Source organism: Vibrio sp. 10N.261.55.A10, from assembly GCF_041470825.1.
GTDB classification, from domain to species: Bacteria; Pseudomonadota; Gammaproteobacteria; order Enterobacterales; family Vibrionaceae; genus Vibrio; species Vibrio crassostreae_C.
In genome coordinates, this window is the sequence record NZ_JBFRNC010000054.1 from 76,696 (window position 1) to 101,139 (window position 24,444).

Here is a 24,444-nt window from a genome sequence, read left to right on the forward strand (position 1 = left end):
TTTGTGGAGTTCTGTTTTATTGTGTTTAAGAGCTCGGTTTGGCTTCTCGCTTTTAACGTCGAGCTCTTAAACTGTTAAGCATTGTCTGATCAGTTATTCAGTGCAGTTAGCCAATCGTCTTCTGCCACTTCTTCAATGTAGCTTTCTACTGATTGTCCTACTTCTTCATCGTCTTGCTTGAAGTAAGCGATGTGGAACACAGCATCACCTTCGTTGACCAAAGGCAGAGTTTGCTGACCAATCACGATACCGCCTTTGGTTGTGATCACTTGGCCTTCTTGGTGACCCAATGGAGAGCTGATGTAAGCAAGGGTTTGTCCTGCTTCAACCTGTTCGCCAAGTCTTACCATGTTACGCAAAATACCGTCTGATTCAGCGCGGATCCAGCTGGTGGATTTACTCAATACTGGCTCTGGTAACTTCTTACGGTTAGGGCGCAGCATGCCGATTTCTTTCATCACTTGATGCACGCCAAGGTAACCCGCACGAATCGCGAGGTGATCAAAACGCAGCGCTTCACCACCTTCGTAAGTTAATACAGGAATACCCAGTTTTTCCGCTTCGCTACGCAGTGAACCGTCGCGCAGTGGAGAATCAATAATCACGGGTGTTGCGAACGCTTTTGCGATGCGCAGTGTCTCAGGGTTCGATAGGTTTGCACGAATCTGTGGCAGATTGGTACGGTGAATCGCGCCCGTGTGTAGATCCAGAATGTAATCACAGTGCTTTGCCACGTTCTCAAAGAAGGTGTAAGCGATACGTGATGTTAACGATCCTTTCTCACTGCCAGGGAAGCAACGGTTTAGGTCACGACGGTCTGGTAGGTAACGAGATTTATGGATAAAGCCAAATACGTTAACGATAGGCACAACAATTAATGTCCCTTTCAGTTTCTTTGGATCAATCGCATTGGTCAGTTGTCGTGCAATCTCAACACCGTTTAGCTCATCGCCGTGGATAGCCGCATTTACCATCAGTGTTGGGCCTGCTTGGCGACCGTGAATAATTTCAATCGGGATCGAAAGTGGAGAATGCGTGTAAAGCTGAGCCGCTTGCAGTTCAATCTCCATTCGCTGTCCTGGCTGAACAGTATAACCAAGTAATTCGAATGGTTGATTAGGTTTTAGTCTTGCCATTTAGGTTGTTCTCAACATGGTGATAATTCGTTAACACGGAATGTAGCAATCGTTGATTTTTAGTACGAATCAATCGCTTTACGGTGACGACAAAAGTTTTTTATGAAGGGGCTTCTGAATTGGTTTCAGTTTTTTATCTGGCTAATTGAAGGGTGTTTAAAATTTTGAATTTTATGACAATACATTAACTTAGAGCTGATATTTGTCATTCAGTTCGTTGGTATTATCCACCGCCATTTTTTGGCGGCCAAATTCAAATATTGAGATCAAAATGAAAAAAACAATTTCAAAAGTTGTAGCACTAGCGGTGGTATCTGTTGCTTTATCTGGCTGTGTTGGTAGCAACGCAGTAACGGGTTACCTAATGAAGTTCAACATCAAGGCTGTTGATAACCGTTACGCTCGTGGTGGTTTGAACATTCTACTTGCACCTGCATACGGTCTAACAGTTGCTGCCGATTACATAGTATTCAACTCACTAGAGTTCTGGACTGGTAGCAACCCACTAACAGGTGCTCCGCACATCTTTGATACTAAGACTGATACTTACCTAGACATCAACCACCAACTTGATCCGTCTCTAACGGAAGCGCCAGTGGGTCCTATCACGAGTGCAGATGTGATCGAAAAAGGTCAAATGCAGCAGATTGATGAAAACACGATCCAAATGGACATTACTTACCAGTCTGGTGAGCGTGCGACGTTAATCGGTGTTCGTGATGGCGAGATGGTGACGTACTTCATCGATGGCGAAGTTGTGGCACAAACTTCAATTGATGAGCTAGAAAGCTACGCGGCTTCACGCGCTTAATTGTTTATTTAGTCACAAGTAGTAGCTACAAAGATTAGATACAAAAACAGGTACTCATTGAGTACCTGTTTTATTTTGTCTCAGATAAACGGTGTTTACTGTAAAACACCATTTACTGAACAAACATAGCTTATCGAATTAAGCTTTTTCTGGGATCGCTTCAAGCAATGCAACCATTTGGTTCCAGAATAGCTCAACGGTGTCGATCTTCACTTTCTCATCAGGAGAGTGCGGAAACTTGATGGTTGGGCCGAAAGAAACCATATCCATGTTCGGGTAAGGTTCTTTGAATAGACCACACTCAAGACCAGCATGGATAACCATGATGTTTGGCTTGTGACCGTAGATACCTTCGTACATGTCACGGAAGATATGCATGATTTCTGAATCTGCGTCTGGTTTCCAACCTGGGTAAGCACCAGAGAACGCGATGTTAGCGCCTGCTAGTTCAGCAACAGAGTGAAGCATGCTTTCTACTTGGCTACGACCTGAATCGATAAGAGAGCGGATCAGGCAAAGTACTGTGATTGAGTTCTCTTCTGTTGTGATAACACCTACGTTTAGAGACGTTTCCACAACACCTTCAATCTCGTCACTCATACGAATCACGCCGTTTGGACATGCGTTAAGTGCCGCGATAAAGCGAGCTTGGTCTGCTGACGCAAGTGCGCCCATTTCTACAGAAGCTTCTTCATTGAAAGTCACGATGCTGTCTTCTACTTTACCTAGCTCTGTTGAAAGCAGCTCAGTGTAGTAGTTGTATAGTGAAGCCAGTTTTTCTTGGTTTGCCGCAGGAACAGCAACCGTTACGAAACCTTCACGAGGGATCGCGTTACGAAGGCTACCACCTTTGAATTCGACGATGCGAAGGTCTAGCTCTTTTGCGTGACCCGCTAGGAAGCGAGCAAGCAGTTTGTTTGCGTTTGCACGACCTGTGTGGATGTCACAACCAGAGTGACCGCCTTTTAGGCCTTTTAGCGTTAGCTTACGTGTTACGAAGTCAGCTGGAATCGCATTACGAGCAATTTCAAATGTCATTGCGCCGTCGATACCGCCAGCACAACCCATGTACACTTCGCCTTCTTGCTCTGAATCGGTGTTAAGAAGGATATCGCCTTCTAACCAACCCGCTTCAAGACCGAAAGCACCAGTCATGCCTGCTTCTTCATCTACTGTTAGTAGAACTTCGATAGGGCCGTGCTGGATTTCGTTTGAAGCAAGAACCGCTAGGCAAGAAGCCATGCCCATGCCGTTATCAGCGCCAAGCGTTGTGCCTTTAGCTGTAACCCACTCACCATCAATGTATGGTTGAATTGGATCTTTAGCAAAGTCATGAACTGTGTCTTCGTTCTTTTGTGGAACCATATCGATGTGAGCTTGTAGCACTACACCTTTTTTGTTTTCCATACCCGCCGTTGCTGGCTTTTTGATGAATACGTTACCCGTTGGGTCACGACGTACATCTAGGCCTTGCTCTGTTGCCCAAGCAATAATGTATTGAGCAAGCTCTTCTTCATGCTTAGAAGGGTGTGGGATTGAGCAAATCTTATCGAAGAACTGCCAGATAGGGGCAGGGGATAATTTACTGATCTCAGAATGGAATTCAGACACGGATGACTCCTTTTTTATTTAATAACCATATATTTAGGTTTTGCATGGGGGAAAACCTAGAACAAAAATCTAAAATATGGGTCTGTTTTGATGGCAACAGCATACCACTTGAGCGTTTTGACGAGTAGCGGTTCTAAACCTCAAATAGCTCAAATTTTGAAAGCGATCTTGTCCATCTGATCACAGCTAAGCGCCTTGATGCTTATAAATGGAGCAGGCAAACGTTTGTTTAATTCTATTTTGTAATTTTATTACAAAATAAGTTTGCAAAATAACCGCAAATGGCCAAAAATGTGACGTATAGCAAAAAATACTTGTAATCTTTTTTCTTTAGGGTATATTAATAACCAACTTCTGAGATGAAGAGTAAATGCTCAAAGGATGAGTCCGTTTTATCGCCTCCAAGGAACCGAGAAATCAAATTCGTTTTTTATTGATTTATTAAGGTGATAGTTATGAAAGGTTTACCATCTGCAATGTTCTGGATTAACAGCTCTGTTTACACTAGCAACTTTGCATACCCTACAAGCTTTGGTTACTAATACCGTAAGCATGTAACTCGAACAGTTTTGTTCACCCCTATATATTGGAATTCTTTTACAGCCCTTTTGGTTGACAGATTCTACCGCCACTCAGTTTTGAGTGGCGTTTTTTTTGCCTGCTACTTTTCCAAACCGCTTTCGCTTGTCACTTTCCTTGCTGTTCTGCGTGGTTGTTTTTTAAACGCCGAAATATCAATTTGCGCCTTATTACTGATCCTGTTGAAAAATACATAACTATTGTGAGTTTGAATTCAGAATTTACTGGCTAGATTATCAATGAAAATAACCGATGGTAGAAAAAACAACCAACTAGTTTTAGTGAGTCTATTGTTGTTAATTGTTTGTTTTTAATGGTTATTTATCGATGATATCTTCATTTTTAATCGCTTTGTTTCATACGGCATTCTGATAAATATCGATTAGAGCCTTAATTCTATCTGGAATTTGTTATTTGATAACTTTATAATCCACAGCCAATCGATTACGCAACCGTTTACTTTTTACCCTTATAGGATTCGATAATGTTCGAAAAGCTATTCAAACTCAGTGAAAATGGCACCAATGTGCGCACTGAAATCATCGCAGGTCTAACAACCTTCCTAACAATGGCTTACATCATTTTTGTAAACCCAATGATTCTAGCTGATGCTGGTATGGACCATGGCGCTGTATTTGTAGCAACCTGTTTAGCGGCTGCTATTGGCTGTTTCATCATGGGCTTTGTTGCTAACTACCCAATTGCTCAAGCTCCAGGCATGGGTTTGAACGCATTCTTTACCTACGCTGTTGTAATGGGTATGGGTTATACGTGGCAAGTTGCTCTGGCAGCGGTTTTCGTATCAGGCGTAATCTTCATCTTCTTAAGCATCTTTAAGATCCGTGAATGGATTATCAACTCGATCCCTATGTCTCTGCGTGTTGGTATCTCTGCAGGTATCGGTCTTTTCCTAGCGTTTATTGCGCTTAGCAATGCAGGCATCGTTGTTTCTAACCCAGCAACTAAAGTCTCACTGGGCGACATTACCGCGATTGCTCCTATCCTAGGCTCACTTGGTTTCTTCCTAACGATTGCTCTTGTTCACCGTGGCGTGAAAGGGGCAGTAATGATTGCGATTCTAGCTATCACAGCTCTTGGCATTGTTATTGGTGACGTTCAATACGGCGGCATCATGTCTACACCACCAAGCCTTGCTCCTACATTCATGCAGCTTGATTTCTCTGCTGTATTTGAAATCGGTATGATTTCAGTGGTATTCGCGTTCTTGTTCGTCGATTTGTTCGATACAGCGGGTACTCTGGTTGGTGTTGCAACGAAAGCAAACCTAATCAAAGAAGACGGCAAACTACCTCGCTTGAACAAAGCACTGCTTGCTGACTCTACAGCAACATCTATTGGTGCACTGCTAGGTACATCAAATACTACTTCTTATGTTGAGAGTGTTGCGGGTGTTGCTGAAGGCGGCCGTACCGGTCTAACGGCTGTTGTTGTTGGTATCTTATTCCTACTGGCTCTTTTCTTCTCGCCACTTGCAGGTATGATTCCGGCTTACGCAACATCAGGTGCACTTTTCTATGTAGCAATTCTGATGATGTCTGGCCTAGTTGGCATTGATTGGCGTGATCTTACGGAAGCAGCACCAGTCGTGGTAACATGTCTGCTTATGCCGCTGACGTACTCTATCGCTGAGGGTATCTCACTAGGTTTCATCGCTTACGCTGCAATTAAGCTGCTAAGTGGTAAAGGTCGCGACGTTTCACCTGCTGTGTGGGTAATGTCGGCTATCTTTATTCTTAAATACATTTTCGCTTAATCGTCTAGATTTCTGCTTAATCGCTGAAGAGGCTATGTTTGAAATAGCCTCTAATAACATGACAAAATTATTAGGTTTTATACTATGAGCAACAAATTCGTTATCACTTGGGACAACATGCAGACTTACTGCCGTCAACTTGCTGAAAAGCAAATGCCAGCAGAGCAGTGGAAAGGCATCTGGGCAGTAAGCCGTGGTGGTTTGGTTCCTGGTGCAATCTTGGCTCGTGAGCTAGGTATTCGTCACGTAGATACGATTTGTATTTCTAGCTACGACCACGATCACCAACGTGATATGACAGTAGTTAAAGCACCTGAAGGTGACGGCGAAGGCTTCCTAATCGTTGAAGACTTGGTTGATAGTGGTGACACTGCACGTAAGCTTCGCGAAATGTACCCTAAAGCGAAACTGATCGCTGTATGTGCAAAACCATCTGGCGCTGATTTGCTAGACGAGTACATTGTTGATATCGCTCAAGACACATGGATTGAGCAACCTTGGGATACTAGCCTAAGCTACGTAGAGCCAGTAAATCGCAAGTCAAAATAAGCGTAAACTTAGTTTTTTGAGAAATGACCCTTTATAGGGTCATTTTTTTTTATATTATTAGTGACAACCATTTCTTATTAAGTATCCCAATGTCTGAACCAGAAGAAACGAGCTCGAACCTTTCGGAAACTTTGTTTGTAAAGCACAAGCAAGCGAAAGAGACCTCAATGTTGACACAATACATGCCAAGCTCTGAAGCGCTATTGGATGAGAAACGTGAACAGCAAAACTCATCATGGTATCGAAACCTAAGACGTCTTCAGTGGGTATGGCAAGGCGTTAATCCAATAGAGCAGGAAGCGGTATTGGCTCGCATCGCGTCATCAGATAACTCTCGTACAACCGATGAGTGGCTTGATACGGTCATGGGTTACCGAAGTGGTAACTGGGCATACGAATGGACCAAGCTGGGTATGCAGCATCAAAATCGTTCTAATGAGAAGAATGGTGAAGAGATGGCTGAAGAGCTATTTTCCGCATCGTTGTGCTTCAGTATTGCGGGTTACCCACACCTCAAGAACGACAACTTGGCAGCTCAGGCTCAAGTGTTGGCCAACGCAGCGTATTCTGAAGCGATCAAGCACACTAAGTTGATCGTCAAGCAGATTGATATTCCATACCAAAACAAGAAGATCAAAGCGAACTTGCATCTAACCAAGACAGATAAACCACAACCGGTTGTGATTGTCAGCGCGGGTCTAGATAGCTTGCAAACCGATATGTGGCGCCTGTTTAGGGATTATTTAGCACCTAAGAACATTGCTATGTTAACGGTAGACATGCCATCAATAGGGCACAGTGCACATTGGCCGTTAACAGAAGACTCATCTTGTCTTCACCAAGCAGTGCTGAATGAATTGCCTAACATCCCATGGGTCGATCACCACAAAGTCGGCTTGTTTGGTTTCCGCTTCGGTGGCAATGCGATGGTGAGATTATCTTTCCTCGAGCAACATAAGATTAAAGCGTGTATTTCTTTAGGCGCGCCAATTCACGATATCTTTGTTCATGCAGACAAACTTAAGCAGATGCCTAAAATGCATCTAGATGTGTTGGCTTCGCGCCTTGGTAAAGGGGCGGTCGATATCAATAGCCTTTCTGGGCAGTTGATGGCGTGGTCACTCAAGGTACAAGGTTTGCTGTCAAACAGTAAAACCAGTGTTCCTATCTTGGCATTGGCTCTGGAAGGCGACCCGGTTTCACCGCCAATGGATAATCAACTGGTTGCTATTTACAGTGATTACGGAAAAGCGAAGAAAATCAAAGCTAAGTCAATTACACAAGGTTATGAGCAATCCCTCGAATTGGCGATAAAGTGGCTTGAGGATGAATTATTTAGATGACATTTCTCCTAAATTAGTTAAGCATGAAAAATGTACAAACTAAGTACCTGATACTCAGAGGTCATTTATAAAATCCAAATGCGTAGTTTCTACGTATAACAGTCTGAGTAACGTCATTCTTAACATTGAAAATGGAGATTCAATATGTCAGAAGTGACACAACAACCTACGCATTACCGCTTGTTGAATGTTTTAAAGGCGATCGGGCCTTACTTAAGGGAACCGCAATCAGAAGAAGGCCACTATATCTTTGATTGCTTGTCTGTATGTGTGAACGATAAAAAATCACCAGAAGAACGCGAGTTCTGGGGCTGGTGGCTGGAATTGGATAAGTCGGAAGAGGGATATTCGGCGAAGTACAATATCGGCAAGTACAACATCGATGGTAACTGGGATTCTTTGCCGTTACCTAAAAAGGCGGTCGCTGAGGTCTTTCGAACTCAAGAAGCCTTCCACAAGAAACTGGTTGATGAACTTCAAAGTAAGTTTGAAATCAGTATCCAATTAGACGAAGAGTCTGTCGAATTCGTCTAATTTTAAAGGTTACTCTTCTATATAAAGCAAAAAGGTGCGATTTCGCACCTTTTCTGCTTGTGAATTCCCCTTTTGATTGCTAAAACATCACCTCTTATTTGTTTTATCCATAAAAGACTTCATGACAACAAATCATCAAAGCGGGACAACAACACAGCGTAAAACTGTCGTTGTTAAACTGGGTACCAGTGTCTTAACTGGTGGAACATTGGCATTAGACCGCGCTCATATGGTTGAGCTGGTTCGTCAATGTGCTGAATTAAAAAAACAAGGCCACTCTGTGGTTATGGTTTCGTCTGGTGCAATTGCAGCAGGACGTGAGCACCTTGGTTACCCCGCACTTCCCAACTCAATGGCGAGCAAACAGTTGCTTGCGGCAGTTGGGCAAAGTCAGTTGATTCAAGTTTGGGAGTCTTTGTTTGCTATCTATGGCCTTAAGATTGGCCAGATGCTACTGACTCGTGCTGATCTCGATGATCGCGAGCGTTTTCTTAATGCACGTGACACGATCAACGCACTGGTTGAGCACGATATTATTCCGGTAGTAAACGAAAACGACGCAGTAGCAACCAACGAAATTAAAGTGGGCGACAATGATAACTTGTCGGCCTTAGTGGGTATTTTGTGCGGTGCTGATAAGCTTTTGCTACTAACAGACCAAAAAGGCCTGTTTACGGCTGACCCTCGTAAAGATCCAAATGCTGAGCTCATCAAAGAAGTGAAAACCATTGATGACACGCTGCGTAAGATCGCAGGTGGCAGCGGTACTACGTTGGGTACTGGCGGCATGGCGACAAAACTGCAGGCGGCTGACATTGCTCGTCGCGCAGGCATCGAAGTGATTATTGCTGCGGGCAGTGCTGAAAATGTGGTGTTTGATTCACTGAGTGATAACCCACAAGGCACACGTTTCTTGCCTTTAGCGGAAGCGCTTGAAAACCGTAAACGCTGGATTTTAGCGGGCCCTGCTTCAGCAGGTGACATCGTGGTTGACGACGGCGCAGTAAACGCAGTCAACACCAAAGGCAGCAGCTTGTTGGCGAAAGGGGTTGTTCGAGTTAAAGGCGAATTCTCTCGTGGTGAAGTTACCCAAGTCACAGACAGCAAAGGCAAAGTAATTGCGCGTGGTATCGCCAGTTATTCAAGCCAAGACCTAGCAAAAATTGCAGGCAAGCACAGTAAAGATATTGGCGACATCCTTGGATACGATTATGGGTCAGAAGTCATTCACCGTGACGACCTAGTTGTAATCCAAGAGTAGCTCGTGATGATAGGGTGAATCACCTTTTTGCATCCAAAGACAGACAGAATTTAGGGAGAGTTAAACGTGGATTTAACTAACATGGGTATCGCAGCAAAAGACGCTGCTTTCCACCTAGCGACCGCATCTACGGCGCAAAAGAATAATGCATTGGCGATTATCGCTGATGAGCTAGAAGCAAACGCAACAACGATTTTAGAAGCGAACGCGAAAGACATCGAACTGGGTCGTGAAGCGGGTTTAACTGACGCACTGCTCGATCGTCTACTTCTTAACGAAGAGCGCTTAACCGGTATCGCTAACGATGTTCGTAACGTGATTAGCCTGAATGACCCAGTTGGCAGCGAAATTGACAGCAAAGTACTAGAAAACGGTATGTCACTGTCTCGCCGCCGCGTGCCACTTGGTGTGGTGGGTGTTATCTATGAAGCGCGTCCGAACGTAACCATCGATATTGCAGCTCTGTGTCTGAAGACAGGTAACGCAAGCATTCTACGTGGTGGTAAAGAGACGTTTTTCTCGAACATGGAACTGGTTAAGGTTATCCAGTCTGCATTAGAGAAAGCGGAGCTTCCAGCCGCTTCTGTTCAGTACATCGAGAAGCCTGATCGTGAACTCGTTTCTCAACTGCTTAAACTGGACGACTACGTGGATATGATCATTCCTCGTGGCGGCGCTGGTCTGCACAAGATGTGTAAAGAGAACAGCACCATCCCAGTAATCATCGGCGGCTTTGGTATCAGCCATATCTTCGTTGATGAAAGCGCTGATCTTGAGAAATCTGTCGATGTGGTCGAAAACTCAAAAGTTCAACGTCCATCGGCGTGTAACTCGTTAGATACACTGCTAGTGCATGAAGCGGTTGCTGAAGCTTTCCTAACTAAGCTGAAACAGCGTTTAGCCGGCAAGGTAACCTTAGTTGCTGATACCAGTGCAAAATCGCTGCTAGCGGGTTTTGAAGACCAACGTGATGCGGTTGAAGGCGACTTTGACACTGAATGGCTAAGCTACACGCTCGGCGTGAAAGTGGTAGCGGATGTGGCAGAAGCGATTGACCACATGCGTGTACACAACGCGAGTCATTCAGATGCGATCATGACCAATAGCTTAGAGAGCTCAGAGCGTTTCATTAACTCTGTTGGTTCTGCAGCGGTTTATGTGAATGCATCAACACGTTTCACTGATGGCGCACAGTTTGGTTTAGGTGCTGAAGTTGCCGTGTCTACTCAGAAATTGCATGCTCGCGGCCCAATGGGCTTAGAAGAGCTGACAAGCTACAAATGGGTAGGTAAAGCGAACTATTTAGTCCGCGGTTAACGCTGGTCGTTAATTTTACTCCTCAGCTCATTTTTGAAATGGCGGTCGAGTAGCAATAATCAATGAATCACCACACAAAAGGGCCTTAATTGGCCCTTTTTCTTTCCTAACGTTTGGCAATTCCGTTACACTGATATTCAATTATTTGGAGGTGATATGCATTGTCCTTTTTGTTCAGAGAACGACACTAAAGTAATCGATTCAAGACTGGTAGCCGATGGCCATCAGGTTCGTCGTCGCCGTCAATGCCTTGCATGTAGTGAACGTTTTACTACGTTCGAATCGGCAGAACTTGTGATGCCTAAAGTCATAAAGTCGAATGGAAACCGCGAACCATTTAATGAAGATAAAATGGTGGGTGGTGTACAGCGCGCCCTAGAAAAACGCCCAGTGAGTGCTGACGCGATTGAACTTGCGATCAGTACGATTAAGTCACAACTCCGTGCAACTGGTGAGCGTGAAGTACCAAGCGAGATGATTGGTAATCTTGTGATGGGCCAATTGAAAGAATTGGATAAAGTGGCGTACATTCGTTTTGCCTCTGTTTACCGCAGCTTTGAAGACATCCGAGAGTTTGGCGAAGAAATCGCTAAATTAGAGGATTAACTCCTCAATCATGTCAAACTTTACTCCCCTAGATTTTCAAATGATGTCGCGTGCTATTCAGTTAGCAAAACGCGGCATTTACACTACTGCGCCAAACCCTAATGTGGGTTGTGTCATTGTACAAACCGACGGTCAGATCGTTGGTGAAGGTTTTCATGCCAAAGCTGGCGAACCTCATGCTGAAGTACATGCCATGCGAATGGCAGGCGACAAAGCAAAAGGTGCGACGGCTTATGTCACGCTAGAGCCTTGTTCTCATTACGGTCGAACGCCGCCTTGTGCTGAAGGTTTGATTAAGGCTCAAGTAGCCAAAGTGATTTGTGCCATGCAGGACCCAAACCCAAAAGTCGCAGGTCGTGGTATCAAAATGCTACGCGATGCGGGTATTGAGGTTGAAATCGGTTTGCTAGAGCAAGACGCTCTCGACTTGAACCCTGCATTTATCAAGCGTATGCAAACTGGCATGCCATTCGTTCAGTTAAAGATGGCCGCTAGCCTTGATGGGCAAACGGCATTGGAAAATGGCCAAAGCCAGTGGATCACATCGCCAGAAGCACGTCGTGATGTTCAGAACTACCGAGCAAAATCAGGCGCTGTGTTGTCAACTAGCCAGACGGTGATTGAAGACAACGCGTCGTTGAATGTTCGTTGGGCAGAGTTGCCAAGCAGTATCAAAGGTCATTACGCTGAAGACGAGCTGCGTCAGCCGATTCGCGTGATTCTTGATCGTCAAAACCAACTGCGTCCTGAACTCAAGTTATTCCAGACTCCAACATCGGTGTTGAGAGTTGCCGAAGCATCTGCTGATATTGAAGTCGCAACCACAGATGCAGGTCAGCTCGATTTGCACGATCTGATGCGTCAATTACCTGCCAATCATATCGACCATATTTGGGTCGAAGCGGGCGCAACATTGGCAAAAAGCTTGATTGAAGAGCAGCTGGTGGATGAGCTAATCCTTTATTTAGCACCTAAACTTATGGGCAGTGACGGACGAGGTTTGATGGGTGCATTAGGGCTCACTTCAATGTCTGACGTTATTGACCTAGAAATTAAAGATGTTCGACAGGTTGGTGTGGATATTCGCATCGTTGCGAAACCCGTATTTCGAAACAGATAGTAACGAAACCACAGTGGAAATAGTTACTCCAACTACATACGTGTCGTTGACAACAAAAAGAGTTTTAAAATGTTTACAGGAATTGTAGAAGCCGTAGGTACATTGAGTGCAATCACTCCCCGCGGAGAAGACATCACCGTAACGGTTAATGTTGGTAAGCTTGATATGGCTGACGTTAAGTTAGGCGACAGTATCGCTACCAATGGTGTGTGTTTGACAGTTGTTGAATATAACGACCACAGCTACAGTGCAGATCTTTCGCTTGAGACCCTGAAAAAAACGGGTTTTGTCGATTACCAAGCGGGCGATAAAGTTAACCTTGAGAAAGCAATGTTACCAACCACGCGTTTCGGTGGACATATAGTGTCTGGTCACGTTGATGGCGTGGGTGAGATTGTTGAACGTAACCAAGTTGGCCGTGCGATTGAATTCTGGGTAGAAATGCCAGCAGAAATCTCAAAATACGTGGCTCAAAAAGGCTCAGTAACAGTTGATGGCATTAGCCTGACTGTGAACGATTTACGTAAGAACGCATTCAAGCTGACTATCGTTCCTCATACTTCTTCAGAAACCACCATCGACCAATTCAATGTCGGTCGTAAAGTGAATATAGAAGTTGATGTATTAGCACGTTACATGGAGCGTTTACTGCAAGGCCAGCAACAAGAATCTGAGCCTGAATCTCGATTAACGATGGAATTCTTACAGCAGAATGGTTTTGCCTAACCGTTGATACAAAGTGCGTTAAGCGAGACTTTGTAAAGCGAAGCAATATCATCAGGTTTAAATAGTGTCGGTTCTAGGAAGCAGAACCATTTCAAAGGATATAGAACAATGCCAATTAGTACTCCTCAAGAAATTATTGAAGACATTCGCCTAGGAAAAATGGTTATCCTGATGGATGATGAAGATCGCGAAAATGAAGGCGATCTGATCATGGCAGCAGAACATGTGACGCCAGAAGCGATTAACTTCATGGCGATGTACGGCCGTGGTTTAATTTGTCTGACGCTAACCAAAGAGCGTTCAAACCGCATGGGTCTAGCGCCTATGGTTCAAGATAACAACGCACAGTACACCACTAACTTTACTGTTTCGATTGAAGCGGCAGAGGGCGTAACAACGGGTATCTCTGCATCAGACCGTGCGGTGACGGTTCAAGCTGCAGTGGCGAAAGATGCAAAAGCGGCAGACCTTGTCCAGCCCGGTCACATCTTCCCGCTGACCGCGCAAGATGGCGGTGTTCTCACTCGTGCTGGTCATACTGAAGCGGGCTGTGATTTAGCACGCTTAGCTGGCTGTGAGCCAGCATCGGTTATCGTTGAGATCCTAAACGACGACGGTACTATGGCTCGTCGCCCAGATCTTGAAGTGTTCGCAGAAAAGCATGACATCAAGCTAGGCACGATTGCTGACTTGATTGAATACCGCAACAACACAGAAACAACGATTGAGCGTGTAGCACAATGCCATTTACCAACTGAATTCGGTGATTTCGAGCTGGTGACTTACCGCGATACAATTGATAACCAGATCCACTACGCGATGCAAAAAGGCGACCTATCTGAAGGTGCTCCTTTGGTACGTGTTCACCTGCATGACACGTTCACCGATCTGCTTCATTCAGACCGTGGTACTGAACGCAGCTGGTCGCTAGATAAAGCGATGAAGCGTATTGGCGACGAAGGCGGTGTGTTGGTTATTCTTGGCAACGAAGAGTCGTCTGATTCTTTGATTCACAAAGTGAAGACATTCGAAGCGCAAGACAAGAACGAGCAGCCAACTATGGCGAAGAAGCAGGGTACCTCGCGTCGTGTTGGTGTCGGTTCTCAGATTCTTCAAGATCTAGGTGTGCACGATATGCGTCTGCTTTCTTCAAGCACTAAGCGTTACCACGCATTGGGTGGTTTTGGCCTTAACGTTGTTGAGTACGTTTGCGAATAAACCATGCGTTAGCAAGCAGACGTTTCTCCGTTTGTAGCAACATAATTTACCGATGATTTCAGTGGCTCTTTTGGTGATAAATCTTGCCAAAAGAGCAAAGTAGCCAAGTCCGACTCAAAACGTGTTCAACACACAAACTTGGTTACTCGCTGTTCCTATATGCTTGGGATCAGCGCTGCATTATCATCTTTACATTGCCGGTGTCTGTTCTTCTAAATTACCATTAGATATTGCTCACAGTTTTGTGCTAGAATCCGGCGATTCTCACTTGATGAAAATAGTTAAAGGAAGGCTTATGAAAGTGATCGAGGGTGGCTTCCCAGCGCCAAATGCAAAAATTGCTATCGTTATTGCTCGTTTCAACAGTTTTATTAACGAAAGTTTACTTTCTGGTGCAATCGATACTTTAAAGCGTCATGGACAAGTAAGCGAAGACAACATCACTGTTGTTCGTTGCCCTGGTGCAGTAGAACTTCCACTTGTAGCGCAGCGCGTTGCAAAAACAGGTAAGTTCGATGCGATTGTATCTCTTGGTACAGTAATTCGTGGCGGTACACCTCACTTTGACTATGTTTGTAGTGAATGTAATAAAGGTTTGGCACAAGTGTCTCTGGAATATTCTCTTCCAGTAGCGTTTGGTGTTCTTACTGTTGATACGATCGATCAAGCTATTGAACGCGCAGGAACCAAGGCTGGTAATAAGGGTGCAGAAGCAGCACTTAGCGCACTTGAGATGATCAACGTTCTTTCTGAAATCGATTCCTAATGGGGGCCAGTGTGAAACCAGCCGCACGTCGTAACGCACGTCAATTTGCTCTACAAGCAATTTATTCTTGGCAAATTACTAAAGAAAATATTGCTACCGTTGAAGAACAGTTCTTATCTGGTGGTAAGTATGATGAAGAAGAGCATCATGCTGCAGAGCCTGCTCTTGCTATGCCAGAAACAGACGTTGCATACTTCCGCGACCTACTAACTGGTGTTGCTCTTAGCCACATGGAACTTGATAGCAAGCTTCGTCCATTCGTATCTCGCCCTATGCAAGATCTGGATCTGATGGAACTAGCGCTTCTACGTTTAGCTATGTACGAGATGACTCGTCGCGAAGATGTACCATACAAAGTGGTTATCAACGAAGCTATCGAGCTTGCAAAAGTATTTGCAGCAGAAGACAGCCATAAGTTTGTTAACGGTGTGCTTGATAAAGCTGCACCGCACGTTCGTAAGAAATAAGACGTTCGTATATTGAATCTAAAGGTCAGCTTTTATGCTGGCCTTTTTTGTAACTAAATTTCTGTAATATCCATGATTACGGCGATTTTTATGAGACTAAAGATAGGGCATGTGATGTCTGGCGAATTTAACCTGATTGAAAAATATTTTGTAAATCGACAACCACAACGTAAAGACGTTCTTCTAGCTGCTGGCGATGATTGTGCTTTGGTCAAAGCGCCGGGCAATGTTGAGATAGCGATCAGCACGGACACCTTAGTGGCTGGTACCCATTTCTTAGCTGAGGCGAATCCGGCTTGGGTGGCACACAAAGCGTTGGCTTCCAATATCAGTGACCTTGCTGCAATGGGCGCGACGCCTGCTTGGGTGTCTTTTGCTTTAACCATGCCTGAAATCGATGAAGCATGGCTTGCTCCCTTCTGTGACTCCTTTTTTAAACTCGCAGACTACTTTGGTATTCAGTTAATTGGTGGCGACACAACCAAAGGTCCACTAAGCCTGACACTGACGGTACAGGGCTTTGTTCCTGAAGGACGAGCGCTGCGCAGAGATGGCGCGAAAGTGGGCGACTGGATTTACGTAACAGGTAATCTAGGTGACAGCAAAGCTGGCTTAGAAGTGTTACTTAACCCTGAGCAGAACAGAGCGAAGCCCTATGCTGCTGAGCTTGAAGAGAGACATTATGTGAGCGCCCCACGAGTGTTAGCGGGTCAGGCTCTAGTGAACCTTGCTTCATCTGCGATTGATATCTCTGATGGCGTTATTGCTGATTTAAAACATATCCTTAAGCGTTCTCAAGTTGGCGCGAGTATTGATGTAAGCACGCTGCCTATCTCTCCAGAGTTACGTCAGTTCGCTCCTGATATCACTTCAGCTCAGCAGTATGCGCTAACGAGTGGTGAAGAGTACGAACTGTGCTTTACTGTACCAGAAGAGAATAAAGGGTCGCTGGAAAGTGCTTTGTCACACACTGGTACAAAAGTCACCTGCATTGGCCAGATAAGACCTGTAGAATATTTTGAATTACACAATAATGGTGAACCACTAAGCTGGAACTTAACTGGTTACGATCACTTTAAGGTTAATTGATGACAAACCCACTTTCTCTTATTTCTCTTAAAAATCCTTGGCATTTCTTAGCAACGGGTTTTGGCAGTGGCTTATCGCCTATTATTCCCGGCACAATGGGCACGCTTGCGTCAATTCCGTTGTACCTATTGTTGGTTCAGCTACCGTTTCCTGCTTACGTTGCCGTGGTGGTGGTAAGCTGCATTATTGGTATTAAGATCTGCCAAGTAACGTCTGATGATATGGGCGTGCATGACCACGGTTCTATCGTTTGGGATGAGTTTGCGGGCTTTTGGATCACCATGAGCTTAGTGCCTATGCTGAATATCCCTGCCGATGACTGGAAATGGCTTCTGACTGGTTTTGTGCTTTTCCGCTTCTTTGACATGGTAAAACCTTGGCCGATTGGTTGGCTAGATGCGCGAATTCACGGCGGCTTGGGTATCATGATTGACGATATTGTAGCGGGTATTATGGCGGCTATTTCGTTGTATGCCGTGGCACATTTCGCAGGTTGGTTAGTGTGAGTTAACTGAAGGGCTAAGGTTTAGTTGGCGATACACCAAACTAATTAGCAGATACTAAAAAGGTTGACCCTAGGGCCAACCTTTTTTGTTTGCGGAGCTTACGAGCTTACGTATTAAAGCTACTTGGCAAGATAGTCAGTGATAGACTTCTCAATCCCTTTCGCATCTAAGCCAAGCTCTTCATGCAGCTCACCTTGAGTACCTTGAGCAATAAACTTGTCTGGTAGGCCAAGGTTCAATACTGGCATCAGTAGTTTTTCTTGCATCAAGAATTCAATCACACCCGCACCCGCACCACCTGCAATCGCGTTTTCTTCGATAGTCACTAGTACATTGTGGTCAGCAGCAAGTTGTTTGATCAGAGCTTCGTCGAGGGGCTTAACAAAGCGCATATCTGCCACTGTAGCATCGATAGCATCAGCCGTTTGAAGTGCACTCTCAAGGAAAGTACCGAAGCTTAGGATAGCGACCTTCGAGCCATCTTTTGCTTTTTCGCTTTCGCGAACGATACGACCTTTACCAATCTCAAGAGCGGTAAACTCACTTTGAATCTCAGTACCCATGCCATTACCGCGAGGGTAACGAACGGCACTTGGCCCCGTGTGCTGGTGACCGGTGTAAAGCATTTGGCGACATTCGTTCTCGTCGCTTGGTGCCATGATCACCATGTTTGGAATACAGCGCATGAAACTTAAGTCGAACGCACCTTGGTGTGTTTGACCATCGGCACCGACGAGACCTGCACGGTCAATAGCGAACATAACCGGTAGATCCATGATTGCCACATCGTGGATCAGTTGATCGTAGCCACGTTGTAGGAAAGTCGAGTAGATAGCCACAATTGGCTTATCACCGGCAATCGCCATACCGGTTGCTAGCGTCACAGCGTGTTGCTCAGCAATTGCTACATCAAAGTACTGTTCTGGATACTCTTTCGAGAAACGCACCATACCAGAACCTTCACGCATTGCAGGCGTGATCGCCATTAGCTTAGGATCTTGAGCGGCCATATCACACAGGAAGTCGCCAAAAATCTTAGAGAAAGTTGGTTTAGAGCTGGTGCTCTTAGGCAGACTTGAATGTGCAGGATCGAATTTAGGTACGCCATGGTAGCCAATTGGATCTTTCTCAGCTGGCTCGTAGCCTTTACCTTTCTTCGTCATGATATGCAGGAACTGAGGACCTTTTAGATCTCTCATGTTCTTCAGCGTTTTAATCAGCTCATTGACATCGTGACCATCAATTGGACCAATGTAGTTAAAGCCTAACTCTTCAAACATGGTGCCAGGGACAACCATGCCTTTTAAATGTTCTTCTGTACGACGAACGAGCTCTTTAATTGGCGGAACGCCTGATAGCACTTTCTTGCCACCCTCACGAATTGACGTGTAAAGACTGCCAGAAAGAACTTGAGCGAGGTGGTTGTTTAGAGCACCGACGTTTTCAGAGATCGACATCTCGTTATCGTTAAGGATAACCAGCATGTCATTGTGAATATCGCCCGCGTGGTTCATGGCTTCGAAGGCCATACCTGCGGTAATCGCGCCATCACCAATCACACTCACGACTTTACGGTTCTTACCTTCTTTCTTCGCACTGATCGCCATACCAAGTCCGGCGCTGATCGATGTTGAAGAGTGACCAACAGATAGAGTGTCGTATTCGCTCTCTTGACGCCATGGGAATGGGTGCAGTCCATCTTTTTGACGGATAGTCGATAAGCGGTCACGACGGCCAGTAAGAATCTTATGTGGGTATGCTTGGTGGCCAACATCCCAAACCAATTGGTCAAAAGGCGTGTTGTACACATAGTGCAGAGCAACGGTTAGCTCTACTGTACCTAAGCCTGACGCTAAGTGACCACTTGACTGGCTCACCGAGTTAAGAAGATAGGTACGTAATTCATCACAAAGCTGTGTAAGCGTCTCTTTTGGAAGTAGACGCAAATCCTCTGGCTTATCAGCCAAAGCAAGAGTTGGGTACTTTGATATATCAAGAGTCATAGGTAATGCGCGCTTATTGTCTTAGTTCTTGCGCTCGATGACGTATCGGGCGAACTCTTCGAGTGACTGGGTATTGTATGGGATTGCAGCCAAAGCTTGAAGCGCTTCCTGTAGCAGAGTTTGCGCTTTTTCTTGAGCGCCCTCTAAACCTAGCAAAGAAGGGTAGGTGCTTTTGTTTAATTCTTGGTCAGAACCCTGTGGCTTACCCAAAGTTTCAGTATCGCTAGTGATATCTAAAATATCATCTTGAACCTGGAATGCTAATCCAATGGCATCGGCGTACTTGTCTAATAGAGGCATCACTTCAAACGCTTTCTCGCCCGCAGCAAGCGCACCTAAACGAATCGCACATTTCATTAGAGCGCCCGTTTTATTGCGGTGAACTTCTTCTAACTCTTCTAGAGTGACAGAGCGGTTTTCAGCTTCAATATCAAGTGCTTGTCCAATACACATACCTTGTGCACCAGAGGCTTCTGCTAGGCGTTGAATCATTCGAACGCGATTGCTTTCACCGTCAGTACTTAATGTGCCTTCCGCAAGTATAGTAAAAGCGAGAGTTTGTAGTGAATCGCCCGTTAAAATTGCCGTTGCTTCATCGTATTTGATGTGACAAGTCTGATGCCCACGACGCAGTTCATCGTCATCCATTGCTGGAAGGTCGTCGTGAATCAGAGAGTAGGCATGAATACATTCGATTGCAGATGCTGGAGTGTCGAGTTCTTCAGCGGTGCAGCCGAGCATTTCCCCTGTAATGTAGACAAGAAATGGACGTGCGCGTTTGCCGCCTAAAAGTAACCCATAACGCATCGCGTTGATCAGGTTCTGATTTTGGTGTGGCAGGCGATCAAGCCAAAGGTTCAGTTGCTCGTTATTACGTGCTTGATAAGACAATAAAGTCTCGATCATAGGGGATCTCATACAATTCGTTATTCTGGTTGTGGGTTAAAGTCACTAAGTTCTGCGTTTTCATCATTTTGCAGTAGGATGCTAACACGCTGTTCAGCATCGTTTAGTTTGCTTTGACCGGCACGAGCGAGGGAGATACCTCGTTCAAATTTTTTCAGCGCATCATCTAAAGCTAGATCACCGTTTTCTAGTTGATCAACCAAGCCGTCGAGCTCTTCGATTGCCGCTTCAAAGCTCATATTTTCAGGTTTCTTAGTAGCCATAATAAATCTGCGTTTGGAAAGATGAACGAACGTTACCTTAGGGCGTTGAGATGGTCAAATGTAACCAATAAATTTTGCTAGAAAGTTCGTTTTTAAGAGGCTTGAAGCCACTTTCATCTAATAACCTCACCTTTATCGAGTTTATGACTGCTCGAGAACGGGGAAGCGGGTAATAGTTGTGATACAAAAAGCAAAAGTGTGATACTTAGGCCAAGAATTTACTAAAAGATCTTATAGTCTTGCCGATAAAAAGATTATCGTCGACATAGAGCTACAAAAAAGCATGAGGAGTGCTCAGTGGATTTAGCAACCCTAATAGGTTTGATTGGTGGATTTGCCTTTGTAATCATGGCAATGATCCTAGGTGGAAGCCTCGGGATGTTCTATGACACGACATCCATATTGATCGTGGTTGGTGGTTCAACGTTTGTTGTTCTGATGAAGTTCACCATGGGACAGTTCTTTGGCGCGACTAAGATTGCCGGCAAAGCTTTTATGTTTAAAGCGGATGAGCCTGAAGATCTTATTGCGAAAGTTGTAGAGATGGCTGATGCGGCTCGTAAAGGTGGTTTTTTAGCACTGGAAGAGATGGAAATTAACAACAGTTTCATGCAAAAGGGCATCGATCTTTTGGTGGATGGCCATGATGGAGATGTAGTTCGTGCTGCACTGCAAAAAGACATCGCATTAACCACAGAGCGTCATGAGCAGGGCGCGAAGGTGTTCTCTGCATTTGGTGATGTAGCACCCGCGATGGGTATGATTGGTACCTTGGTTGGCTTGGTTGCCATGCTTTCTAACATGGATGATCCAAAAGCGATCGGCCCTGCGATGGCGGTGGCACTTTTAACCACCCTATATGGTGCGATTCTTTCGAACATGGTGTTCTTCCCAATTGCCGACAAGCTTGCGCTGCGTCGTGACCAAGAGACACTCAACCGTCGTTTGGTTATGGATGGCGTACTCGCGATTCAAGATGGTCAGAACCCACGAGTAATCGATGGTTACCTGAAGAGCTACCTAAACGAAGGTAAGCGTACGATTGATGGTGAACCTGCGTAAGAGGAGTTGAAGATGGATGAAGAAAATCCATGTAAATGTCCTCCTCCGGGATTGCCTCAATGGATGGGGACATTTGCTGACTTGATGTCACTGCTGATGTGTTTCTTCGTACTGCTGCTCTCATTCTCTGAGATGGACGTACTGAAGTTCAAACAGATCGCTGGCTCGATGAAATTTGCGTTTGGTGTACAAAACCGCTTGGAAGTGAAAGACATTCCTAAAGGCACCAGCATCATTGCACAAGAGTTTCGACCTGGTCGTCCAGAGCCGACACCGATTGATGTGATCATGCAGCAGACGATTGATATTACGCAGCAAACGCTTGAGTTTCATGAAGGTGAATCTGAGCGTGCTGGCGGTACCATGCGTGATCAAGGCAAGATGACCGGAGGCAAGTCGCCAGAGGTTTCGACTCACGACAATCAAAACTCTGAGTCAGACCAACAGCAACAACAAGCTGAAGCTCAATCGCAAGAGATGGAAACCTTGATGGAAAGCATCAAGAAGGCGTTGGAGCGAGAGATAGACCAAGGCGCGATTGAAGTTGAAAACCTTGGCCAGCAGATTGTGATTCGAATTCGTGAGAAGGGTGCATTCCCATCGGGTTCTGCTTTCCTACAGCCTAAGTTCCGACCTTTGGTGAGACAGGTTGCTGAGTTGGTGAAAGATGTTCCGGGTATCGTTCGAATCTCAGGGCACACCGATAATCAACGTCTTGATTCCGAGCTTTATCGATCTAATTGGGACTTGTCATCACAGCGAGCAGTGTCTGTTGCTCAAGAGATGGAAAAGGTGCGTGGTTTCTCTCATCAACGCTTGAGAGTACGCGGCATGGCGGATACCGAGCCAGTCGAGCCGAACGATACTGAATGGCAACGTAGCCTCAACCGCCGCGTTGAAATCAGCATCATGCAGGGCGAGCCGCTTTACAGTGACGAAGTGCCTGTTATTAATGAATAGCCGATACGTGTACACACGGTAGCATGCAGATAGCATCGAAAGCCCAACCTTATAATGAGGTTGGGCTTTTTGTTTGCTGGTCTTCAATGGTTCTCTCTGCGGCATTTATGTCGTTTCGAAACCTGCTACTGTTAATAACAAGCGGTTTAATGATGGTGTTACAGCAAGCACTCTTTTCCTTGCTTCACTTTCTCATGTATAATTCGCGCCCTTAGATTTAGATATGATCTATTCTTGCTTCAAGTGCTGTGTAAATTTTCTAATTTACTTGGCGATGAGCGTTTTCAAAATTTTGAACATTAATGTTGTGAAAGTACTATGAAATTTATTGTTAAGCCCCATCCGGAAATTTTTGTAAAAAGTGAATCGGTGCGTAAGCGCTTCACAAGGATTCTAGAGTGCAACATTCGTAACGTTATTCAACGTCGCTGTGAAAGTGTTGCGGTATTCAACCGTCGCGATCATATTGAAGTGACGTCTGAGAGTGACCAGTACTACGCAGAAGTGTTAGAGGCTCTGACTCACACTCCAGGTATTCACCACTCTCTTGAAGTTCAACAGTCTGAATTCAAAGACTTGCACGATATTTACGAGCAAGTACTAGAACGCAGCCGTGCTGACATTGAAGGCAAGACTTTCTCTGTACGTGCTAAGCGTCGTGGTAAGCATGACTTTACCTCTATTGAACTTGAGCGCTACGTAGGCGGCGGTCTAAACCAAGCAGTTGAGTCAGCGAAAGTTCGACTTAAGAACCCTGATGTAACCGTTAAGGTTGAAGTGGCTAACGACAAGCTAAACCAAGTTCTAGCTCGTCACAAAGGCCTCGGTGGCTTCCCTCTTGGTACTCAAGAAGATCTACTGAGCTTGATCTCTGGCGGCTTTGATTCTGGTGTTTCAAGCTACCTGCACATCAAACGTGGCTCTAAGGTTCACTACTGTTTCTTCAACCTTGGTGGCCCAGCGCACGAGATTGGCGTTAAGCAAGTAGCTCACTACCTATGGAATAAATACGGCTCATCTGCAAAAGTGAAGTTCATTTCTGTAGACTTCGAACCAGTAGTTGCTGAAATTCTTGAGAACGTAGAAGACGGCCAAATGGGCGTTGTTCTTAAGCGTATGTTTATGCGTGCTGGTGGTATGGTTGCAGAGCGCTTCGGTATTGAAGCTCTAGTAACGGGTGAAGCACTTGGTCAGGTTTCTAGCCAAACGCTAACTAACCTTCGCCACATCGACAACGTGACAGATACTTTGATTCTTCGTCCGCTTATCAACTGGGACAAAGAAGACATCATTGACCTTTCTCGTATCATCGGTACTGAAGACTTCGCTAAAGTAATGCCTGAGTACTGTGGTGTTATCTCTAAGAAACCAACAGTGAAAGCGAAGAAAGGTAAACTGGAAGCAGAAGAAGCTAAGTTTAACTTTGAAGTGCTGGATCAAGTGATCGAGAACGCTCGTGTTATGGATATCCGTGACATCGAGAAAGAGAGCCAAGAGCAAGCGCCTGAAGTTGAACAAGTTCAAGCTGTTGCTGAGCACGCTATCGTTCTTGATATCCGTAGCCCAGAAGAAGAAGACGAAAGCCCACTAGAGATTGAGGGTGTTGAAATTAAACACATCCCATTCTTCAAGCTTTCGACTCAGTTTGGCGACCTAGACCAAGCGAAAGAGTACTTGCTGTACTGTGACCGTGGTGTAATGAGCCGTCTACAGGCGCTTTACCTACAAGAGCAAGGCTTCCATAACGTTAAGGTTTACCGCCCGTAGTGGTGTATTGACCAACCGTTAATCATTTTGCAAAGCCGCTTACTGAAAAAAGTGAAGTGACCCCGTAAAG

The 24,444-nt window shown here is 45.2% G+C and carries 23 protein-coding genes; 18 read left to right on the top strand and 5 right to left on the bottom strand.

Annotated features, from left to right (window positions below; genetic code table 11):
- Positions 1 to 89: 89 nt before the first annotated feature.
- The gene (locus tag AB4274_RS16985; RefSeq protein WP_017060792.1) at positions 90 to 1,136 is read right to left on the bottom strand and encodes a succinylglutamate desuccinylase/aspartoacylase family protein; all 1,047 of its coding nucleotides are present in this window, start codon (positions 1,134 to 1,136) and stop codon (positions 90 to 92) included.
- A gap of 271 nt (positions 1,137 to 1,407) precedes the next feature.
- On the opposite strand from AB4274_RS16985, the gene AB4274_RS16990 reads away from it, so the two are divergent.
- Positions 1,408 to 1,947, top strand: a complete 540-nt coding sequence (locus AB4274_RS16990) for a DUF3332 family protein (RefSeq protein WP_017069508.1) — start codon at positions 1,408 to 1,410, stop codon at positions 1,945 to 1,947.
- A gap of 138 nt (positions 1,948 to 2,085) precedes the next feature.
- Here AB4274_RS16990 and AB4274_RS16995 read toward each other — a convergent pair whose 3' ends face one another.
- Positions 2,086 to 3,558 (bottom strand): aminoacyl-histidine dipeptidase, encoded by a 1,473-nt coding sequence (locus AB4274_RS16995; protein WP_017060790.1) that lies wholly within the window; start codon positions 3,556 to 3,558, stop codon positions 2,086 to 2,088.
- A 1,063-nt stretch (positions 3,559 to 4,621) separates the two neighbouring features.
- On the opposite strand from AB4274_RS16995, the gene AB4274_RS17000 reads away from it, so the two are divergent.
- The 14 genes from AB4274_RS17000 (at position 4,622) to pgpA (ending at position 17,413) form a co-directional block, all read left to right on the top strand.
- Entirely contained in the window at positions 4,622 to 5,911 is a 1,290-nt protein-coding gene (locus AB4274_RS17000; RefSeq protein ID WP_017060789.1) for an NCS2 family permease, read from the top strand.
- Positions 5,912 to 5,995: 84 nt separating this feature from the next.
- Complete coding sequence (gene tet(34) / locus AB4274_RS17005) at positions 5,996 to 6,460, top strand: oxytetracycline resistance phosphoribosyltransferase domain-containing protein Tet(34) (protein WP_009847475.1); 465 nt, start codon at positions 5,996 to 5,998, stop codon at positions 6,458 to 6,460.
- A gap of 89 nt (positions 6,461 to 6,549) precedes the next feature.
- Positions 6,550 to 7,803, top strand: a complete 1,254-nt coding sequence (frsA, locus tag AB4274_RS17010) for an esterase FrsA (protein ID WP_017060788.1) — start codon at positions 6,550 to 6,552, stop codon at positions 7,801 to 7,803.
- A gap of 144 nt (positions 7,804 to 7,947) precedes the next feature.
- Entirely contained in the window at positions 7,948 to 8,337 is a 390-nt protein-coding gene (crl, locus tag AB4274_RS17015) for a sigma factor-binding protein Crl (protein WP_372112696.1), read from the top strand.
- 76 nt (positions 8,338 to 8,413) lie between these two features.
- Positions 8,414 to 9,598 (top strand): glutamate 5-kinase, encoded by a 1,185-nt coding sequence (gene proB / locus AB4274_RS17020; RefSeq protein WP_012604650.1) that lies wholly within the window; start codon positions 8,414 to 8,416, stop codon positions 9,596 to 9,598.
- Positions 9,599 to 9,664: 66 nt separating this feature from the next.
- Complete coding sequence (locus AB4274_RS17025) at positions 9,665 to 10,915, top strand: glutamate-5-semialdehyde dehydrogenase (RefSeq protein ID WP_372112697.1); 1,251 nt, start codon at positions 9,665 to 9,667, stop codon at positions 10,913 to 10,915.
- A 156-nt stretch (positions 10,916 to 11,071) separates the two neighbouring features.
- Positions 11,072 to 11,521, top strand: a complete 450-nt coding sequence (gene nrdR, locus AB4274_RS17030; protein WP_004734394.1) for a transcriptional regulator NrdR — start codon at positions 11,072 to 11,074, stop codon at positions 11,519 to 11,521.
- A gap of 40 nt (positions 11,522 to 11,561) precedes the next feature.
- Entirely contained in the window at positions 11,562 to 12,641 is a 1,080-nt protein-coding gene (ribD, locus tag AB4274_RS17035) for a bifunctional diaminohydroxyphosphoribosylaminopyrimidine deaminase/5-amino-6-(5-phosphoribosylamino)uracil reductase RibD (RefSeq protein ID WP_017060785.1), read from the top strand.
- A gap of 69 nt (positions 12,642 to 12,710) precedes the next feature.
- Positions 12,711 to 13,367 carry a riboflavin synthase gene (locus tag AB4274_RS17040; protein WP_102319946.1) on the top strand — a complete coding sequence of 219 codons (657 nt, stop codon included), beginning with the start codon at positions 12,711 to 12,713 and terminating at the stop codon, positions 13,365 to 13,367.
- A 108-nt stretch (positions 13,368 to 13,475) separates the two neighbouring features.
- Positions 13,476 to 14,585, top strand: coding sequence for a bifunctional 3,4-dihydroxy-2-butanone-4-phosphate synthase/GTP cyclohydrolase II (ribBA, locus tag AB4274_RS17045; RefSeq protein ID WP_017060784.1), 1,110 nt, complete (start codon positions 13,476 to 13,478; stop codon positions 14,583 to 14,585).
- A 295-nt stretch (positions 14,586 to 14,880) separates the two neighbouring features.
- Positions 14,881 to 15,351, top strand: coding sequence for a 6,7-dimethyl-8-ribityllumazine synthase (ribE, locus tag AB4274_RS17050; RefSeq protein WP_004741508.1), 471 nt, complete (start codon positions 14,881 to 14,883; stop codon positions 15,349 to 15,351).
- Positions 15,351 to 15,818, top strand: a complete 468-nt coding sequence (gene nusB / locus AB4274_RS17055; RefSeq protein ID WP_004734399.1) for a transcription antitermination factor NusB — start codon at positions 15,351 to 15,353, stop codon at positions 15,816 to 15,818. The genes ribE and nusB overlap by 1 nt, the downstream gene beginning before the upstream one ends.
- A gap of 114 nt (positions 15,819 to 15,932) precedes the next feature.
- Positions 15,933 to 16,907: a thiamine-phosphate kinase gene (gene thiL / locus AB4274_RS17060; RefSeq protein ID WP_017066823.1), complete on the top strand. Its 975-nt coding sequence runs from the start codon at positions 15,933 to 15,935 to the stop codon at positions 16,905 to 16,907.
- Positions 16,907 to 17,413, top strand: coding sequence for a phosphatidylglycerophosphatase A (pgpA, locus tag AB4274_RS17065; RefSeq protein ID WP_017060782.1), 507 nt, complete (start codon positions 16,907 to 16,909; stop codon positions 17,411 to 17,413). The genes thiL and pgpA overlap by 1 nt, the downstream gene beginning before the upstream one ends.
- A 119-nt stretch (positions 17,414 to 17,532) precedes the next feature.
- Here the strand turns inward: pgpA and dxs are convergent, their stop codons facing one another.
- The 3 genes from dxs to xseB are packed head-to-tail and all read right to left on the bottom strand — an operon-like array spanning position 17,533 to position 20,585.
- Complete coding sequence (gene dxs / locus AB4274_RS17070) at positions 17,533 to 19,416, bottom strand: 1-deoxy-D-xylulose-5-phosphate synthase (protein ID WP_372112699.1); 1,884 nt, start codon at positions 19,414 to 19,416, stop codon at positions 17,533 to 17,535.
- 21 nt (positions 19,417 to 19,437) lie between these two features.
- Positions 19,438 to 20,322: a (2E,6E)-farnesyl diphosphate synthase gene (ispA, locus tag AB4274_RS17075; RefSeq protein WP_372112700.1), complete on the bottom strand. Its 885-nt coding sequence runs from the start codon at positions 20,320 to 20,322 to the stop codon at positions 19,438 to 19,440.
- A gap of 20 nt (positions 20,323 to 20,342) precedes the next feature.
- Positions 20,343 to 20,585: an exodeoxyribonuclease VII small subunit gene (xseB, locus tag AB4274_RS17080; protein ID WP_004734405.1), complete on the bottom strand. Its 243-nt coding sequence runs from the start codon at positions 20,583 to 20,585 to the stop codon at positions 20,343 to 20,345.
- Between the two features lie 297 nt (positions 20,586 to 20,882).
- Here xseB and pomA point away from each other — a divergent pair, with 297 nt between their 5' ends.
- The 3 genes from pomA to thiI all read left to right on the top strand — a co-directional run bounded on the left by pomA (position 20,883) and on the right by thiI (position 24,374).
- Positions 20,883 to 21,647 (top strand): flagellar motor protein PomA, encoded by a 765-nt coding sequence (gene pomA, locus AB4274_RS17085; RefSeq protein WP_017060778.1) that lies wholly within the window; start codon positions 20,883 to 20,885, stop codon positions 21,645 to 21,647.
- Positions 21,648 to 21,659: 12 nt separating this feature from the next.
- Positions 21,660 to 22,607 carry a flagellar motor protein MotB gene (locus tag AB4274_RS17090; RefSeq protein WP_017060777.1) on the top strand — a complete coding sequence of 316 codons (948 nt, stop codon included), beginning with the start codon at positions 21,660 to 21,662 and terminating at the stop codon, positions 22,605 to 22,607.
- 318 nt (positions 22,608 to 22,925) lie between these two features.
- A complete protein-coding gene (gene thiI / locus AB4274_RS17095) occupies positions 22,926 to 24,374 on the top strand; it encodes a tRNA uracil 4-sulfurtransferase ThiI (RefSeq protein WP_017060776.1) in 1,449 nt (482 codons plus the stop codon).
- The last annotated feature ends 70 nt before the right edge of the window (positions 24,375 to 24,444 follow it).

Coding starts and splice junctions, on each gene's coding strand:
- AB4274_RS16985 (WP_017060792.1), bottom strand. CDS start 1,136: ATGGCAAGACTAAAACCTAATCAACCATTCGAATTACTTGGTTATACT.
- AB4274_RS16990 (WP_017069508.1), top strand. CDS start 1,408: ATGAAAAAAACAATTTCAAAAGTTGTAGCACTAGCGGTGGTATCTGTT.
- AB4274_RS17000 (WP_017060789.1), top strand. CDS start 4,622: ATGTTCGAAAAGCTATTCAAACTCAGTGAAAATGGCACCAATGTGCGC.
- frsA (WP_017060788.1), top strand. CDS start 6,550: ATGTCTGAACCAGAAGAAACGAGCTCGAACCTTTCGGAAACTTTGTTT.
- crl (WP_372112696.1), top strand. CDS start 7,948: ATGTCAGAAGTGACACAACAACCTACGCATTACCGCTTGTTGAATGTT.
- nrdR (WP_004734394.1), top strand. CDS start 11,072: ATGCATTGTCCTTTTTGTTCAGAGAACGACACTAAAGTAATCGATTCA.
- ribD (WP_017060785.1), top strand. CDS start 11,562: ATGATGTCGCGTGCTATTCAGTTAGCAAAACGCGGCATTTACACTACT.
- AB4274_RS17040 (WP_102319946.1), top strand. CDS start 12,711: ATGTTTACAGGAATTGTAGAAGCCGTAGGTACATTGAGTGCAATCACT.
- ribBA (WP_017060784.1), top strand. CDS start 13,476: ATGCCAATTAGTACTCCTCAAGAAATTATTGAAGACATTCGCCTAGGA.
- ribE (WP_004741508.1), top strand. CDS start 14,881: ATGAAAGTGATCGAGGGTGGCTTCCCAGCGCCAAATGCAAAAATTGCT.
- nusB (WP_004734399.1), top strand. CDS start 15,351: ATGGGGGCCAGTGTGAAACCAGCCGCACGTCGTAACGCACGTCAATTT.
- thiL (WP_017066823.1), top strand. CDS start 15,933: ATGTCTGGCGAATTTAACCTGATTGAAAAATATTTTGTAAATCGACAA.
- pgpA (WP_017060782.1), top strand. CDS start 16,907: ATGACAAACCCACTTTCTCTTATTTCTCTTAAAAATCCTTGGCATTTC.
- dxs (WP_372112699.1), bottom strand. CDS start 19,416: ATGACTCTTGATATATCAAAGTACCCAACTCTTGCTTTGGCTGATAAG.
- ispA (WP_372112700.1), bottom strand. CDS start 20,322: ATGATCGAGACTTTATTGTCTTATCAAGCACGTAATAACGAGCAACTG.
- xseB (WP_004734405.1), bottom strand. CDS start 20,585: ATGGCTACTAAGAAACCTGAAAATATGAGCTTTGAAGCGGCAATCGAA.
- AB4274_RS17090 (WP_017060777.1), top strand. CDS start 21,660: ATGGATGAAGAAAATCCATGTAAATGTCCTCCTCCGGGATTGCCTCAA.
- thiI (WP_017060776.1), top strand. CDS start 22,926: ATGAAATTTATTGTTAAGCCCCATCCGGAAATTTTTGTAAAAAGTGAA.